We start from the raw sequence: 15317 nt of genomic DNA on the forward strand, positions 1-15317 counted from the left end.
CACGGCCCGGCTTTGAAGCCAAAAAGGACCAGGTCATCGCCCGATCCTCTGAAAGCTGTCGAATTCTGTAGATTCAGCGCGTGCTGTTCACACGCCCTGGCCTGGAAGCCAGAAAACAGGTTTCGCTCGATCTGCGAAAACTGTCGAATTCTGTGTTACCGATGTTGCAAATCGTGTACCGCTCGGGTCGTTTCCGGATGTGAGCGGCTGGCCAGCAATCTGTCTGAATTTCAACCCCTTGCAAGCAAGAAAAAAGGCTTGAAATTGCCGATTGAGTTGTGCTGGCTTTCAGGTGGAAAACCCTACATGTAGGGTGTCCTCGCTGTCCGGGCTACAAGATAATGCGTTTTGGACACCAATTGCAACGCACTACCTGTGGATAACATTGTGTGTAGATTGTGTATGAAACGACCGTATCGCTTGTAGGCCGCATAACTACTGGACTGCGCCGTTTGTCATGGATTTTCGCAAGCGGGTTCGATCGCCCAGGTATTTTTGAGGGCGCGCACACTATCACAAAAAATGCCCCTCGCCAGCGCCGTCTGACGTGTCGTGCCCGACCGGGCCGTTGCTACAATCGTTCAGCGCCCGACACGTGTCTTTCGCCGCACAGCCCACCTTTTAATAAGAACAACGGAGGTCGCTATGGAACCGGACAACTGGCAGGTGCTGATCGTCGAAGACGACCAGCGGCTGGCCGAACTGACGGGCGAGTACCTGCAGGGCCACGGCCTGACGGTAGGCATCGAGGGCGACGGGGCGCGGGCGGCGGCGCGGATTATCGATGAGCAACCCGACCTGGTGATCCTCGACCTGATGCTGCCCGGCGAGGATGGCTTGAGCATTTGCCGCGCTGTGCGCAACCGCTATGACGGGCCGATCCTGATCCTCACCGCCCGCACCGATGACATCGACCAGATTCAGGGGCTGGACACCGGCGCCGACGATTTCGTCTGCAAACCCGTGCATCCGCGGGTGCTGTTGGCACGCATTCATGCGCTGTTACGTCGCAGTGAGGCGCCGCAGGAACAGGCCGCTCGCTTGCGACGCCTGGTGTTCGGGCCGCTGGTGGTGGACAGCGCGCTGCGCGAGGCGTGGCTGGGCGGGCAGGGCATCGAACTGACCGGTGCCGAATTCGACCTGCTGTGGCTGCTGGTCGCCAATGCCGGGCGTACCTTGTCGCGGGAAGAAATCTTTACCGCGCTGCGAGGCGTCGGCTACGACGGACAAGACCGCTCCATCGATGTGCGCATCTCGCGCATCCGCCCCAAGATCGGTGACGATCCCATCCACCCACGGCTGATCAAGACCGTGCGCAGCAAAGGCTATCTGTTCGTGCCCGAAGCCGCGCAGGCCATGACCGGCTCGGCTTTCGGCGGTTGAGCCATGAATTCCATCTTCCTGCGTATTTATGGCGGCATGCTCGGCGTACTGGTGGCGGTGGCGCTGCTCGGGGTACTGGCCCTGCACCTGCTCAATCAGGAGCGCGCCGAGCAATACCGCGAGCGCCTGGCCCACGGCACATTCACGGTGATGGCTGACAATCTGGTGCCGCTCAACGACATCGAGCGCAAGCGGGCGCTGGCGGTGTGGGAGCGGCTGCTGGGCATCCCGCTGACCCTGCAAAGCGTCGACCACGCGCAGCTCGACCATAGCGCCCGCAACCGCCTGCAACGCGGGCAAGTGGTGGTCGAACAGCTCGGCCCCCATGCGGCGCGGGTCTACCGGCAGCTCAGCGACACGGAGCCGCTGCTGTTGACCGGCGAGGTGCAGCAGATCACCGAGCAACTGGCGCGCGCCACCATTTATCTGTTGATTGACGAGCTGGTGCGCTTCCCGGTCGATGAGCAACCGGCGCGCTTGCAGGCACTGCGTGTCGACAAGGGCTTCGGCTTCGATCTGCAACTGCTCGCGCTGGCTCAGGCGGATCTGGACGACGACCAGCGCCGCCGTATCTATGAAGGCGATACGGTGATGGCGCTGGGCAAGGGCGGCGATTCGATCCGGGTGTTGTCCGGCATTGTCGATACCAACTGGGTGCTGGAAATCGGCCCGCTGTACCAGATGAATCCCTATCCGGTGCAGTGGCTGATTCTGATCGCGGTGCTGGGCTTGTCGCTGATCGGCCTGGTGGTCTATCTGCTGGTGCGCAGCCTGGAGCGGCGGCTTCAGGCACTGGAATCGGCCGCCACGCAAATTGCCCAGGGCAGCCTGCAAACCCGCGTGCCCACCGAAGGGCTGGATTCGGTGGGGCGCCTGGCGGCAACGTTCAACGGCATGGCCGAGCATTTACAGCGTTCGCTGATGATCCAGCGTGAACTGGTGCGCGCCGTGTCCCACGAGCTGCGCACCCCGGTGGCGCGCCTGCGCTTTGGGCTGGAGATGGTCAGCGATGCGGCCAGCTCTGATGCCCGGCGCAGATTTTTGTCGGGCATGGACCGCGACATCCAGGATCTCGACAAGCTGGTGGACGAAATGCTGACTTACGCACGCCTGGAGCAGGGCGCGCCGACCTTGAGTTTCCAGCGTGTGAATCTCGATACGCTCATCGATCAGGTGATCGCAGAACTGGCGCCGTTGCGTCCCCTGGTGCGGGTCGAGCGCGGCGAATGCCTCACGGCGGCCGAAGGCGAGGCGGCATGGGTAGAAGCCGAGCCGCGTTATCTGCATCGCGCGGTGCAGAACCTGGTCAGCAATGCGACGCGGCATGCCGAATCCCATGTGCGCATCAGTTATCGCATCGACGCCCAGCATTGCCGGTTATGGGTCGAAGACGACGGCCCCGGCGTACCGGAAAATGCCTGGGAGCAGATCTTCACGCCATTCATGCGCCTGGACGACAGCCGCACCCGTGCGTCTGGCGGGCATGGGTTGGGGCTGTCGATCGTGCGACGGATCATCAACTGGCATGAAGGCCGGGCGGTGATCGGCCGCAGTGACCTGCTGGGCGGTGCCAGTTTCAGCCTGACCTGGCCGCGCGTGCAGGTGCCGCGATGAACCTGTTGACTGAGGGTTTGCAGCGTTTCGGGCAAAGCGTGTTGGCGGACGATGACTTGCGGCCGGTGGTTGTCGTGGCTGAATTGCTGCAGCCCGGGTGCCTCGACGCGCTGTTGTTGCGCATCTATGGCCCGCAACTGATGCCGTCTCGACGGCCGGTGCTGGTGTCGCAATGGGCCAAGTATTACTTCATGCACGTCATCCCGCCGGTGCTGGTCGCCGCTCTTGCCAGCGGCTGGCATCGGCCGCTCAAGTTGCAGCAGGTGGCGCTGGCGCTGGACGAGCGCGGCGTGCCGGTGGCGGTGAAATGGCTGGGTGAAGGCGGTGCCTGTGATTCAGAGCCGTTCGCAGGGTTGCTGGATGACAACCTGTCGCCCTTTATTGACGCATTGAGCGAGTACGGCCATCTGCCGGCGGCGGTGTTGTGGAGCAGCGCGGGTGATGTGCTGGAAAGCTGTCTGACTCAATGCGCTGAAATGTCGGACTTGCCACTGGACGCGGGTTGGGCGTTGCTGAGCAGGCGCACGCGTTCTGATGGTCGGCGTAATCCGCTGTACCAGACCATCTCTTACAAAGCGCAGGAAGATGGCTCGCCGCCGCGTCGCCAGCGTCGCGCCTGTTGCCTGAGCCGTGAAGTGGAATGGGTCGGCCGCTGCGAGCATTGCCCTTTGCCTGCCTGATCAAGCCTTGATGGCGACCAGGCTCAGCAATTGCGAATCCTGCACGGCGAATTGCCCTTCCAGTTCCTGGCCGCGGTGCCATTCGCTGGACAGGTCGATCAGCAACCGCAACTGCACGCGGCCGTCTTCGCGCCATTCCAGTACCTGGGCGTCTTCGAAGTAGAAGCGTTTGTGCACGATGGGATAAAGCGCCTTGAACAGCGCCTCTTTGATCGAGAACGTCAGGGTAACGCGCAGTGCGATCTGATCTTCAGGACCGGCTGCCATGGCCGCCAGTTCGTCAGCGGTCAGAATCTCCCCGGCCAGCCGCGTGGCGCGCTCGTGGCTGAGCATGGTTTCAGTGTCCAGCCCCAGCCCGCGCCACTGCGCCGTGTGCCCGACGATAGCCGCTGCCCAGCCGGTGCTGTGGGTGATCGAACCGCAGATATCCGCAGGCCAGACCGGCGCACGGTCCTCGCCGATCACCGGCACGAACAACCGCCCGTCCAGCTGGCGCATGGCTTCCCGGGCACACAACCGCCCGGCCAGAAACTCGGTTTGCCGCTTGGCCACTGAACGGCCGATGCTGGCGGGTTGCTCGATGACACAGCGCTGGAAGTCGCCCTGGGCAAGCTTTTGCGAATCAAAATGCCCACTGACCAACACCGCGCCGTCTACCGGAAACGGCAAGGGCCAATGGCGGCGCAATACAGGGCAACAGGCGGGAAGAGGGATCGTCATCATGCGCGGCATTGTGCCTGGGGATGGGCGGGGAGGGAAGCAACCCCGCAATCCTGTAGGAGCGACCTTGGTCGCGATCTGGCGCGTAGAGGTCGCAGAATCGCACCACCTTCGCCAGCAAGCTGGCTCCTGCAAAGCCCCGAGGTACGCCGCGATTGTCGTAGGAGCGACCTTGGTCGCGATCTGGCGCGTAGCGGCAGCAAAATCGGCACGTTCACACAGATCTGTTGCCTGAAACGCCGCTTTCGCCACCAAGTCGGGTCACCGCCGCTGGCCCCTGCAGCGGCAGGGCCGTCTGTACAGCGGAAATATCCAGCCAACCATCAATGATTCTATTGGCATTCTCCAGGGGTACATTTGGTCGCTATCTACAACGATCCGAGGACAACGGAATGTCCAACCACAGCAATGCTCATCGGCTGCGCAAAGGTCGCTATTCCTGTGTAGGCCAGGCTTATCTGGTCACCGCTACCACTTTGGAGAGAGAGCCAATACTCGAAAACTGGATTCTGGGGCGCCTGCTGATTGGCGAAATGAGGCGCGCTCAAGAACAAGGCCTTATACATTCACTGGCCTTGGTGGTGATGCCGGACCATTTCCACTGGCTGTTCGAATTACGCGAAGGAACATTGTCAGCGCTGGTGCAGAGGGTCAAATCAAGAAGCGCTGTGGCGATCAACAAGGCAAGGGGCGGCGAAGGCCGGGTTTGGCAGCGCGGTTTTCACGACAGGGCTATCCGCAAAGAAGACGATTTGCTCGGCGTTGCTCGCTACATCGTTGCCAATCCATTGCGCGCGGGCCTGGCGAACAGCATCCGGCAATATTCGCTGTGGGACGCTATCTGGGTTTGAAGCGGCCCAGGGGTGCGCCTTCGCCAGCAAGCTGGCTCCTACAGGGGGCGTTTTGCAGGAGCCAGCGGCGGCGATTCGTCTTGCTGGCGAACAGCTCACCCAAATATCTTCTTGAAAAACGCCTGCATGTCCGCCCATGAACTCTGGTCGGCTGTCTTGCTGTAGCCAATGTCCGGCCCGCCGTGTTCGCCGTGGCTCAGGCGGTCGGCGTCGGGGTTGGTGAAGCCGTGTTTGGCGCCTTCCAGGCTGACGAATTTGTAATCGGCGCCGGCCTTGTCCATTTCGCTCTTGAAAGCAGTGACGTGTTCCGGGGTGACCATACTGTCCTGGGCGCCGTGTTCCACCAGCATCGGCACCTTGACGCCCGGTTGCGCCGGGGTGTTGGTGACCAGCGCGCCGTGGAAACTGACCACGCCGGCCAAAGGTTCGCCACGACGGGCGGCGTCGAGGACGATCTTGCCGCCGAAGCAGTAACCTACCGCGGCGATCTTGGCCGGGTTGGTCTGCGGTTGCTTCTTGAGTTGTTCCAGGCCGGCGTCAAAGCGCTTGTCAGCCGCGCCGCTGTCCTTGAGCGCAGCCTGCATGAACGCCATGGCGTCTTTCGGATGTTCGGTGTTCTTGCCTTGGCCGTACATGTCGATGGCCATGGCGCTATAGCCCAGTGCCGCCAGGTCGCGGGCGCGGCGTTTGGCGTAGTCGTTCAGCCCCCACCATTCATGAACCACCAGCACGCCGGGGCGCTGGCCTTTGATGGCGTCGTCGTAAGCGTAATAGCCCACCAGCTTCGTACCGTCGGCACTCTGGTAGTCGACTTGCTCGGTCTTGATCGCCGCCTGAGCGAGTCCAGTGAGGGCCATCATGATGACTGCGGTCCACAAACGCATGTTCGACTCCTTTCTATCGAATGACTGAGAAAGGCAGAGCCTAGCCGATTCCACCATGGGCTGCAGGTTCGGAGGATGTTCAGTCGCAGTTCAGCACGACGGGCTTACCGTTGAGCCGTACCTTCGTGATGTGCCGCGTGCGTAATCGAGCGCGCCGGACGTTATGATGTAAACCGGACTGGCAACGAACGCTGCATGGCTGACGACGCTGGTCCAAATCTGGAGACAAGGCTGATCGTGCCTGGGAGAGCTGCATGAAGTTGTTGGTGGTGGAGGACGAGGCGCTGTTGCGTCATCACTTGCGAACCCGTCTGACCGAGGCGGGCCACGTGGTGGAGTCCGTGGCCAACGCCGAAGAAGCGCTGTACCAGGTGGGCCAGTTCAATCACGATCTGGCGGTCATTGATCTCGGACTGCCCGGCATTGGCGGGCTGGACTTGATCCGCCAGCTGCGCGCGCAGGGCAAGGCGTTTCCGATTCTGATCCTCACCGCGCGCGGCAACTGGCAGGACAAGGTCGAAGGCCTGGCCGCCGGTGCCGACGATTATGTGGTCAAGCCTTTCCAGTTCGAAGAACTGGAAGCCCGGCTCAACGCCTTGCTGCGCCGTTCCAGCGGTTTCATCCAGTCGACCATCACCGCCGGCCCGCTGCTGCTGGACCTCAATCGCAAGCAGGCCACGCTCACCGAGCAGCCGCTGGCGCTGACCGCTTACGAATACCGCATTCTGGAATACCTGATGCTGCACCATCAGCAAGTGGTCCCCAAGGAGCGCCTGATGGAACAGCTGTACCCGGATGATGACGAGCGCGATCCGAACGTGATCGAAGTGCTGGTCGGTCGGCTGCGGCGCAAGCTTGAAGGCAGCGTGGCGTTCAAGCCCATCGACACCGTTCGTGGCATGGGCTACCTGTTCACCGAGCGCTGCACTTGATCCGTTCGCTGCGTCTGCGCCTGATGCTGGGCGCGGCGACCCTGGCGGTCATTTTCATGTTGCTGATGCTGCCGGCGCTGCAAGGCGCGTTCAGCCTGGCACTGCGCGGCGCCATCGAACAGCGCCTGGCTTCGGACGTGACCACCATGATTTCCGCCGCGCGGGTCGAGGATGGTCGGTTGCTGATGCCGTCGCTGTTGCCCGGTGAGCAGTTCAATCTGCCGGGCAGTCGTTTGCTGGGTTACGTCTATAACCGGCAAGGGCAATTGGTCTGGCGGTCCCTCGCCACTGAAGACCAGCATATTCAATACCACCCCCATTATGACGGCCAGGGCAGTCAGTTCGCCCGTGTCCGTGAAGCCAGCGGCGAGGAGTATTTCGTCTATGACGTGGAGGTCAAGCTGCTCGGCGGGCGCAACGCGGCGTTCAGTATCGTCGCCCTGCAACCCTTGCGCGGTTATCAGCAGACCATCGACGGCCTGCGGCAAAAGCTCTATCTGGGCTTTGGCGCCGCGTTGCTGGTGCTGCTTGGCTTGTTGTGGATGGGGCTGACCTGGGGCTTGCGTGCCTTGCGCGGTATCAGCCATGAGCTGGATCAGGTGGAGGCCGGCGCTCGAGACAGCCTCAGCGAGGAACATCCCAGTGAACTGCTGCGGCTCACCGACTCGCTCAACCGCCTGCTGCGCAGCGAGCGCGAGCAGCGTATTCGTTACCGCGATTCCCTGGACGATCTGGCCCACAGCCTCAAGACGCCGCTGGCGGTGTTGCAGGGCGTGAGTGAAAACATCGCCAAGCGTCCCGAAGACGTCGAACAGGCGCGGGTCCTGCAATCGCAGATCGAGCGCATGAGCCAGCAGATCGGCTACCAGTTGCAACGGGCCAGCCTGCGCAAGAGCGGTCTGGTGCGCCATTACGTCCCATTGCGTCCGGTGGTGCAGAGCCTGTGCAACACGCTGGACAAGGTCTACCGCGACAAGCAGGTCACGGTAACGCTGGATCTGCCTGAGCATTGCCAGGTGGCAATGGAAGAGGGCGCGTTACTGGAGATGCTCGGCAACCTGCTGGAAAACGCCTATCGGCTGTGCCTGGGTGAAGTGAAGGTCAGTTTCCTGGCGTCGCCGCTGGGCGATGAATTGTGCGTCGAAGATGACGGCCCCGGCGTGCCGCAGCACCAGCGGGCGCGGGTGCTGGAACGTGGCGAGCGGCTGGACCGGCAGAATCCGGGGCAGGGGATCGGCCTGGCGGTGGTCAAGGACATCATCGAAAGCTATTCGGCCCGCCTGACCCTCGACGACTCCCCGCTGGGCGGCGCGGCGTTCAGGATTCATTTTCCGGCGTATTGACCTGACGCATGCGATCGGTGGGAGCGAGCTTGCTCGCGGCTGAGGCATTCCAGATCACGCATATAGTGCTGATGTAGGGAAGTCGTCGCCAGCAAGCGGCCTTCCACAAATCGATCCACGCCCATTGGCAGGAGCGGCGGATACCCGCCAATGCATCCGGTTTTTTCTTTCTATTCGGCGGATTTCCGCCACCTTGGCCATCATCCGGTGTTTACTGTCGATACCCGCGTCCCGACAGGGCACGGCTTTGATGGTGCTGCGTAATGATGGCACGCCTATTGCTAAATGTCTGAGAGGCCTGCCTTGTGCAGCTCGACACAACAAATCCCTCCAGTGCAGGAGGGTTAGCGCTTTATAGGCTCGCGTGCATCAGGTGAGATGCCGACGAAGCCCTTGAGGATAACTGCAATGACGACTCGTCAGCCCTTCTACAAAACACTGTATTTCCAGGTCATCGTAGCGATTGTTATCGGTGTGCTGATCGGCCACTTCTATCCGGACACCGGCAAGGCCCTCAAGCCGCTGGGCGACGGGTTCATCAAGCTGATCAAAATGGTCATCGCTCCGATCATCTTCTGTACGGTGGTCAGCGGTATCGCCGGCATGCAGAACATGAAGTCGGTCGGCAAGACCGGCGGCTACGCGCTGCTCTACTTCGAGATCGTTTCGACCATCGCACTGCTGATCGGTCTGATCGTGGTCAACGTCGTTCAGCCGGGCGCCGGCATGAACATCGACGTCAGCACCCTCGATGCTTCCAAGATCGCAGCCTACGTGACGGCCAGTAAGGACCAGAGCATCGTCGGCTTTATCCTCAACGTGATTCCGAACACCATCGTCGGCGCCTTCGCCAACGGCGACATCCTGCAAGTGCTGATGTTCTCGGTGATTTTCGGCTTCGCCCTGCATCGCCTGGGTGCCTACGGTCGCCCGGTACTGGACTTCATCGATCGCTTCGCCCACGTGATGTTCAACATCATCAACATGATCATGAAGCTGGCGCCCATCGGTGCGTTCGGTGCCATGGCCTTCACCATCGGTGCCTACGGCGTAAGCTCGCTGGTGCAGTTGGGCCAGTTGATGATCTGCTTCTACATCACCTGCTTCCTGTTCGTGGTCCTGGTACTGGGCGCCATCTGCCGCGCGCACGGTTTCAGCGTCTTCAAACTGGTTCGCTACATCCGTGAAGAGCTGCTGATCGTGCTGGGTACTTCCTCGTCGGAGTCGGCACTGCCACGCATGCTGATCAAGATGGAACGCCTGGGTGCACAGAAGTCTGTGGTAGGCCTGGTTATTCCGACCGGTTACTCGTTCAACCTGGACGGTACCTCGATCTACCTGACCATGGCGGCCGTGTTCATCGCTCAGGCGACCAACACCCACATGGACATCACCCACCAGATTACGCTGCTGCTGGTACTGCTGCTGTCCTCCAAGGGCGCTGCGGGTGTGACCGGTTCGGGCTTCATCGTTCTGGCTGCAACCCTGTCGGCCGTAGGCCACCTGCCGGTTGCCGGTCTGGCGCTGATCCTGGGTATCGACCGCTTCATGTCCGAAGCCCGCGCACTGACCAACCTGGTGGGCAACGCTGTTGCAACCGTAGTGGTGGCCAAGTGGGTCGGCGAGCTGGATACCGACAAGCTGCAGTCGGAGCTGGCTTCCGGCGGTTCGGCCATCGTTGAAACCCGTCACGAAGACGACCTCGGCGTTGCCGAAGGCCCGGCGCCAGTGAGCACCGGCAAGTCCGTCTGACAGGCGACAGGTCATAAAAAACCCATCTTCGGATGGGTTTTTTTATGCCTGCCGGTTATTCCACCCGGGTCTCGCCGCTGAACACCAGGGTCTGGCGACAGCGCCGGCACAGATATCGACGGCCCTTGCCGACCATGCCGTGGCGCTGGGGCGAGAACGGAAAATCGCTGTCCGGGCACGGGCAGCGGTAGATGTAGCGCATTACGCTACGACGCTGCACAGCGTAGGTGTGGCAGCGGTTGGGCGGCAATTCGTACACGCCGCGCATGATCAACTGCCACTCTTCGCCATGGGGCTGGATGCCGCCGCCGAACAGTTGGTGGGCGATCAGGTGGGCGACTTCGTGGGGCACGGTCTGGCGCAGGAAGTCTTCGGAATTTTCCCGGTACAGCTGAGGGTTGAAGCGCAGCAGGTTTTCATGCAGATGCGCGACGCCGGCCTTCTGACCGCGCAGCTTGAGGCTGATGACCGGACGTTTGAAGGTGCGTTTGAAAAAGGCTTCGGCTTGTTGATAACAGGTTTCGACGCGGGTATTGAGTTGCTCGGGCATGCTTCGTGGCTCTCCAGATACGCCAAGTATGCCGTAATGCGCAGGCAGGCTGAAAACTTCAGCCGCCCGATGGTCATCCGCCAACGGGGCCGCGGCCTTCCGCGACCCCGTCCGCGCCTGCTCAGTTGGTGTATTCCGGACCGACACCGATACCCCACAGCACCACGGTGAACGCCATGATCGCGACCAGCACCACCAGGCCCACGGCGAGCACTGAGCTGGAGAACATGAACCCTTCTTCCGACGGGATATTCATGAAGGTCGGCAGCCCGACATACAGCAGGTAAACGGTGTAGCAAACGGCCGCGGTCCCCACCAGCATTCCCAGCCACAAGTGCGGATACAGCGCCGCCAGTCCGCCGATGAACAGCGGCGTGGCCGTGTAGGTGGCAAAGGCAATGCATTGCGCCAGGGTCGGATTGGCATCGTAGGTGCGGGCCATCCAGTGGATGAAGCTGCCCATTACCGCAACGCCTGCCAGCATCGATATGTACGACATGATCGTCATCCACAGCGCGCTGCCATGGGTGAGCATCACCGGCGCTCGGTCACCGATCACCCAGCCCACCTGCGTGGTGCCGATGTACGCCGATATCGCCGGTATGGCGGCCAGGATCAGGGTGTGGGTGAAGTACATGTGGCGGATGGTCTCTTCCTCGCCACGTATCTGCTTCCACTCCCGGTCGGGGTGGGTGAACAGTCCCCATACGTGATGGATCATGCCCGTTACTCCTTCAACTCATGGATGGCGGTGCGCCCGGAAACAACCGGGGCCAAAGGCCACAAGCCTGAATGCGTCTGACGGGTGCGACCTCAATGAAGCAGTATAGAAACCACGGCCCGGTGCAGAACCTGCGGCTTAGAGTGTTTGGCGATTTACCGCTGTCTGTTAATAGCCAGTGATGGAAGCGTCGGCGAGCGGGATGTTCAACCAGCGGCCGGTTATGGGTAAAATGGCCGCCTTTTTCATACAGTCACCGGATACCACCAGCATCATGGGCACCCTCTCAGTCAATCAGAACAAACTGCAAAAACGCCTGCGCCGCATGGCTGGCGAAGCAGTGGCCGACTTCAACATGATTGAAGACGGCGACAAGGTCATGGTGTGCCTCTCCGGTGGCAAGGACAGCTACACCCTGCTCGATGTGCTGATGCACTTGCAGAAGGTCGCACCGATCAAGTTCAGCATCGTGGCTGTGAACATGGATCAGAAGCAGCCCGGCTTCCCCGAGCACGTGCTGCCCGCGTACCTGGAAACCCTGGGCGTCGAGTACCACATCGTCGAGAAAGACACCTATTCGGTGGTCAAGGAGCTGGTTCCGGAAGGCAAGACCACCTGTTCGCTGTGCTCGCGCCTGCGCCGCGGCACCTTGTACACTTTTGCCGATGAGATCGGTGCCACCAAAATGGCCCTCGGTCACCACCGTGACGACATCGTCGAGACGTTCTTCCTCAACATGTTCTTCAACGGTTCGCTCAAGGCCATGCCACCCAAGCTGCGTGCCGACGACGGCCGCAACGTGGTAATCCGCCCGCTGGCGTACTGCCATGAGAAAGACATCCAGGCTTATTCGGATTTCAAGGGCTTCCCGATCATCCCGTGCAACCTGTGCGGCTCGCAGGAAAACCTGCAACGTCAGGTGGTCAAGGAGATGCTTCAGGACTGGGAGCGCAAGACGCCGGGCCGTACCGAAAGCATCTTCCGCGCCTTGCAGAACGTGCAGCCGTCACAACTGGCCGATCGCAACCTGTTCGACTTCACCAGCCTGCGCATCGACGAAACCGCCGCCTCGCGGTTCGTCAATGTGGTGAATATCTGATTCAGCTTTGCACGAAATGTATTCCAGCGATGGCCGGCCCGTTTTCAACACAGCCTGGGCGAGCTGGAATGCATTGGCTCAATGGTTGACCGTGAACGCCAGCATCGCTGACAGCTGACACATCGGCCGGCCACTTTCAGCCTGCCACTGATTGAATACGCTTTGCACGATGGCCTGATCGCGCTTGCTGGACGGCACTTTGTCGACGATGTTCTGGGCATTGAGCGCGGCCACCACGTCCCAGGTCGGAATAAAGGTGTCTTTGCCCACCATGCGCAGGAAGCGCGGCGCGGACAGGCCACCCATCTGGTTGCCGTGCTTGGCCAGGTACTGCCACAGCCCGGTGATGTCTTCCACCGGCCAGCTGGCGATGAAGTCACCAAAACTGCCATGCGTGTGCTCGATGTCCAGAATCAGCTGGGCATTGCGCGGCACGCTCTTGAGCTTGCCCAGATGGCGAATGATGCGTGCGTCCTGCATCAGGCGCTCCAGATGATCGGCGCCCATCAGCGTCACTTTTTCCGGATCGAAACGAAAGAACACCTCCTCGAACGCTGGCCACTTCGCATCCACGAGGCTGTGCTTCAAGCCTGCGCGAAACACCCGCAATGCCAGGGTCGACAGGTAGCGGTCGGCACTGATGGCGCGCAGCTGGTCAGGGGTTTTCGGCGTCGGAAGATGGGCTTCAAGGGCTTTGGCAGAGCCGAAACGATTCAGGCAGTACTCGTTCAGCCATTTGTAGTCGTGCATCGGGTCTCCACAGGTTGGGACGGTCTGAGTGCTTCAGACCTCGGCGGGCGCTTGTGGTTTATAAAGGCTGCGATCCAGTTGCGAACGCCAGCGCACGTACAGCAACGCGCTGATGAACACCGCGACGCTGGCGAGCATTTCCAGCACGCCGAACAGCCAGCGGTTCGGGTCGAAGGCCGCCAGTGCGCCCTTGATGAAATACAGGTTGATGACGAAACACAGCCAGGAATGACCGCGCGGGTTGCCACGAATCACGCCCGGTGCCAGCAACAGCAGCGGCAGCAGTTCGATGGCGAGGATCACGCCCGGGCGGGCGCCGTGCAGATTGGCGATGCCCAGGTAATACACCGACAGCAGCCCGATCATGCCAAAAAAGCAGATCAGGCTTGCGGCCCGGCTGATGCGCACCCGAGGTTCCAGCCATTCCCTTGGCGGCAACACTTTCGGCTGCTTAGCCACGACCGGACTCCAGTTGCAGCGCGGTCTTGGCCAGCCGTTGGCCCAGTGCCCGGCACAACTCGGTCTCATGGCGGTCCAGCGGACGCTTGCCATCGGCACCGGCGTGGTGGCTGGCGCCATAGGGGGTGCCGCCGCCGGCGGTTTCCAGCAGCGCGCCCTCGCTGTAGGGCAGGCCCATGATCAGCATGCCGTGGTGCAGCAGCGGCAGCAGCATCGACATCAGCGTGGTTTCCTGGCCGCCGTGCAGGCTGGCAGTGGACGTGAACACGCTGGCGGGTTTGCCCACCAGATCGCCGGTCAGCCACAGGTTGCTGGTCCCATCAAGGAAATACTTGAGCGGCGCGGCCATGTTACCGAAGCGGGTGGGGCTGCCCAATGCCAGGCCGGCGCAGTTTTTCAGGTCATCGAGGCTGGCGTACAGCGCGCCGTTTTCCGGAATGCTCGGCGCGGTGGCTTCGCAGTCGGCGGAGATCGCCGGCACGGTGCGCAACCGCGCTTCCATGCCACCCAGTTCGATGCCACGGGCGATCTGCCGGGCCATTTCGCTGGTGGACCCGTTACGGCTGTAATACAGAACCAGAATGTAAGGCGTGCTCATGGCAACAGCTCCAGGACGTTTTCCGGTGGGCGACCGATCACGGCCTTGTCGCCCGCGACAAGAATAGGGCGCTCGATGAGTTTGGGGTGGGCGGCCATGGCGGCGATCAGCTCGTCCTCGCCGAGGCTGGCGTCGGCCAGATTTAACTGTTTGTAGGCGTCTTCGCCGGTGCGCAGCAGTTGTCGGGCGTTGATGCCCAGCTTGTCCAGCAGTGCGCGCAGTTGCGCGGCATCGGGTGGGGTCTCCAGATACAGCACGACATCCGGGGTCAGGCCGCGAGCCTGGAGCAGTTCCAGCGCGCCGCGTGATTTGCTGCAGCGCGGGTTGTGATAAAGGGTCAGATCGGTCATTTGCTGGTCGCTCTTGCCTGGGGTGGCGCGTATTCTACCCGCCAGACGGCACCATTCGACATATAGGGTGGTCATTAGTCGCAGCACGGGTCATAAGTGGCCGCAACGACAAGGTTGAGGAAGCAAATACATGGTGAGGCGAATGGCAGCGGCAGCGGCGCTTATCGGCAGTCTGTTGCTCAGCGGATGTGGCGTGGACCTGGGCGTGGACCAGAACGGTCAGAAGGTCGCCAGCGAACGCGTCGATGGCCACTGGCTGGTGGTCAACTATTGGGCGGAATGGTGCGGCCCGTGCCGGGTCGAGATCCCGCAGTTCAACACCCTGGCCGAACAGCTCAAGGACAAGAAGGTCACCGTGCTGGGGGTCAATTTCGACAACCTGCAGGGCGATGAGCTGAAAAACGCCGCCAATGCCCTGGGTATCAAGTTCACCGTCCTGGCCCAGGACCCCGCCGAACACTACAACCTGCCACCGGCCGACGCCTTGCCGGTGACCTACATCATCGACGACAAAGGCAAGGTGCGTGAGCAATTGCTGGGTGAGCAGACTCTGGAAACCGTGACCGCCAAGCTTGAGGCGCTACGCGGGAAGGGTTGATCACCGCGATGCCTACAGGAGCACCGCGATCTT

At 61.5% G+C, this 15317-nt stretch carries 17 protein-coding genes; 9 read left to right on the forward strand and 8 right to left on the reverse strand.

The annotated features are described in order from the left end of the window. Positions 1 to 645: 645 nt before the first annotated feature. Genes EGJ27_RS14220 through fhuF form a run of 3 tightly spaced genes read left to right on the forward strand, consistent with a single transcriptional unit; the run spans position 646 to position 3677 of the window. Positions 646 to 1383, forward strand: a complete 738-nt coding sequence (locus EGJ27_RS14220; RefSeq protein ID WP_125831384.1) for a response regulator — start codon at positions 646 to 648, stop codon at positions 1381 to 1383. A 3-nt stretch (positions 1384 to 1386) separates the two neighbouring features. Continuing rightward, positions 1387 to 2997 (forward strand): ATP-binding protein, encoded by a 1611-nt coding sequence (locus tag EGJ27_RS14225; RefSeq protein ID WP_125831385.1) that lies wholly within the window; start codon positions 1387 to 1389, stop codon positions 2995 to 2997. Further along, positions 2994 to 3677, forward strand: a complete 684-nt coding sequence (gene fhuF, locus EGJ27_RS14230; protein ID WP_125831386.1) for a siderophore-iron reductase FhuF — start codon at positions 2994 to 2996, stop codon at positions 3675 to 3677. Before EGJ27_RS14225 ends, fhuF begins: the two co-directional genes overlap by 4 nt. Here fhuF and EGJ27_RS14235 read toward each other — a convergent pair whose 3' ends face one another. Next, entirely contained in the window at positions 3678 to 4400 is a 723-nt protein-coding gene (locus EGJ27_RS14235; RefSeq protein WP_218568057.1) for a 4'-phosphopantetheinyl transferase, read from the reverse strand. Positions 4401 to 4789: 389 nt separating this feature from the next. On the opposite strand from EGJ27_RS14235, the gene EGJ27_RS14240 reads away from it, so the two are divergent. Further along, positions 4790 to 5248, forward strand: coding sequence for a transposase (locus EGJ27_RS14240; protein ID WP_125831388.1), 459 nt, complete (start codon positions 4790 to 4792; stop codon positions 5246 to 5248). Between the two features lie 95 nt (positions 5249 to 5343). On the opposite strand, the gene EGJ27_RS14245 is transcribed toward EGJ27_RS14240, so the two are convergent. Then, positions 5344 to 6132 carry a dienelactone hydrolase family protein gene (locus tag EGJ27_RS14245; protein ID WP_125831389.1) on the reverse strand — a complete coding sequence of 263 codons (789 nt, stop codon included), beginning with the start codon at positions 6130 to 6132 and terminating at the stop codon, positions 5344 to 5346. A 254-nt stretch (positions 6133 to 6386) separates the two neighbouring features. Here EGJ27_RS14245 and EGJ27_RS14250 point away from each other — a divergent pair, with 254 nt between their 5' ends. From EGJ27_RS14250 to EGJ27_RS14260, 3 genes are all read left to right on the forward strand, one after another. Next, a complete protein-coding gene (locus tag EGJ27_RS14250) occupies positions 6387 to 7064 on the forward strand; it encodes a response regulator (RefSeq protein ID WP_125831390.1) in 678 nt (225 codons plus the stop codon). Continuing rightward, positions 7061 to 8407 (forward strand): ATP-binding protein, encoded by a 1347-nt coding sequence (locus EGJ27_RS14255; RefSeq protein WP_125831391.1) that lies wholly within the window; start codon positions 7061 to 7063, stop codon positions 8405 to 8407. Before EGJ27_RS14250 ends, EGJ27_RS14255 begins: the two co-directional genes overlap by 4 nt. Positions 8408 to 8815: 408 nt before the next feature. Next, complete coding sequence (locus tag EGJ27_RS14260) at positions 8816 to 10159, forward strand: dicarboxylate/amino acid:cation symporter (protein WP_125831392.1); 1344 nt, start codon at positions 8816 to 8818, stop codon at positions 10157 to 10159. Positions 10160 to 10214: 55 nt separating this feature from the next. On the opposite strand, the gene EGJ27_RS14265 is transcribed toward EGJ27_RS14260, so the two are convergent. Together EGJ27_RS14265 and EGJ27_RS14270 are read right to left on the reverse strand one after the other, a co-directional pair. Beyond that, entirely contained in the window at positions 10215 to 10709 is a 495-nt protein-coding gene (locus tag EGJ27_RS14265; protein WP_125831393.1) for a SprT family zinc-dependent metalloprotease, read from the reverse strand. 121 nt (positions 10710 to 10830) lie between these two features. Continuing rightward, on the reverse strand, positions 10831 to 11430 hold the full coding sequence (locus tag EGJ27_RS14270) for a Yip1 family protein (protein ID WP_125831394.1): 600 nt from the start codon (positions 11428 to 11430) through the stop codon (positions 10831 to 10833). Between the two features lie 274 nt (positions 11431 to 11704). On the opposite strand from EGJ27_RS14270, the gene ttcA reads away from it, so the two are divergent. Further along, entirely contained in the window at positions 11705 to 12529 is an 825-nt protein-coding gene (gene ttcA / locus EGJ27_RS14275; protein WP_125831395.1) for a tRNA 2-thiocytidine(32) synthetase TtcA, read from the forward strand. Positions 12530 to 12607: 78 nt separating this feature from the next. Here the strand turns inward: ttcA and EGJ27_RS14280 are convergent, their stop codons facing one another. From EGJ27_RS14280 to arsC, 4 genes are read right to left on the reverse strand one after another with little or no spacing between them, the layout of a single operon-like run. After that, a complete protein-coding gene (locus tag EGJ27_RS14280) occupies positions 12608 to 13279 on the reverse strand; it encodes a DNA-3-methyladenine glycosylase I (protein WP_125831396.1) in 672 nt (223 codons plus the stop codon). Positions 13280 to 13312: 33 nt separating this feature from the next. Beyond that, on the reverse strand, positions 13313 to 13738 hold the full coding sequence (locus EGJ27_RS14285) for a DUF2069 domain-containing protein (RefSeq protein WP_125831397.1): 426 nt from the start codon (positions 13736 to 13738) through the stop codon (positions 13313 to 13315). Next, the gene (gene wrbA / locus EGJ27_RS14290) at positions 13731 to 14336 is read right to left on the reverse strand and encodes an NAD(P)H:quinone oxidoreductase (RefSeq protein WP_125831398.1); all 606 of its coding nucleotides are present in this window, start codon (positions 14334 to 14336) and stop codon (positions 13731 to 13733) included. The genes EGJ27_RS14285 and wrbA overlap by 8 nt, the downstream gene beginning before the upstream one ends. Next, positions 14333 to 14686 (reverse strand): arsenate reductase (glutaredoxin), encoded by a 354-nt coding sequence (gene arsC, locus EGJ27_RS14295; protein WP_125831399.1) that lies wholly within the window; start codon positions 14684 to 14686, stop codon positions 14333 to 14335. Before arsC ends, wrbA begins: the two co-directional genes overlap by 4 nt. A 130-nt stretch (positions 14687 to 14816) precedes the next feature. Between arsC and EGJ27_RS14300 the strand changes: the two genes are divergently transcribed. Further along, positions 14817 to 15284: a TlpA disulfide reductase family protein gene (locus EGJ27_RS14300; protein WP_125831400.1), complete on the forward strand. Its 468-nt coding sequence runs from the start codon at positions 14817 to 14819 to the stop codon at positions 15282 to 15284. The last annotated feature ends 33 nt before the right edge of the window (positions 15285 to 15317 follow it).

The sequence above is a fragment of the Pseudomonas sp. v388 genome (assembly GCF_003935425.1).
Lineage (GTDB): Bacteria > Pseudomonadota > Gammaproteobacteria > Pseudomonadales > Pseudomonadaceae > Aquipseudomonas.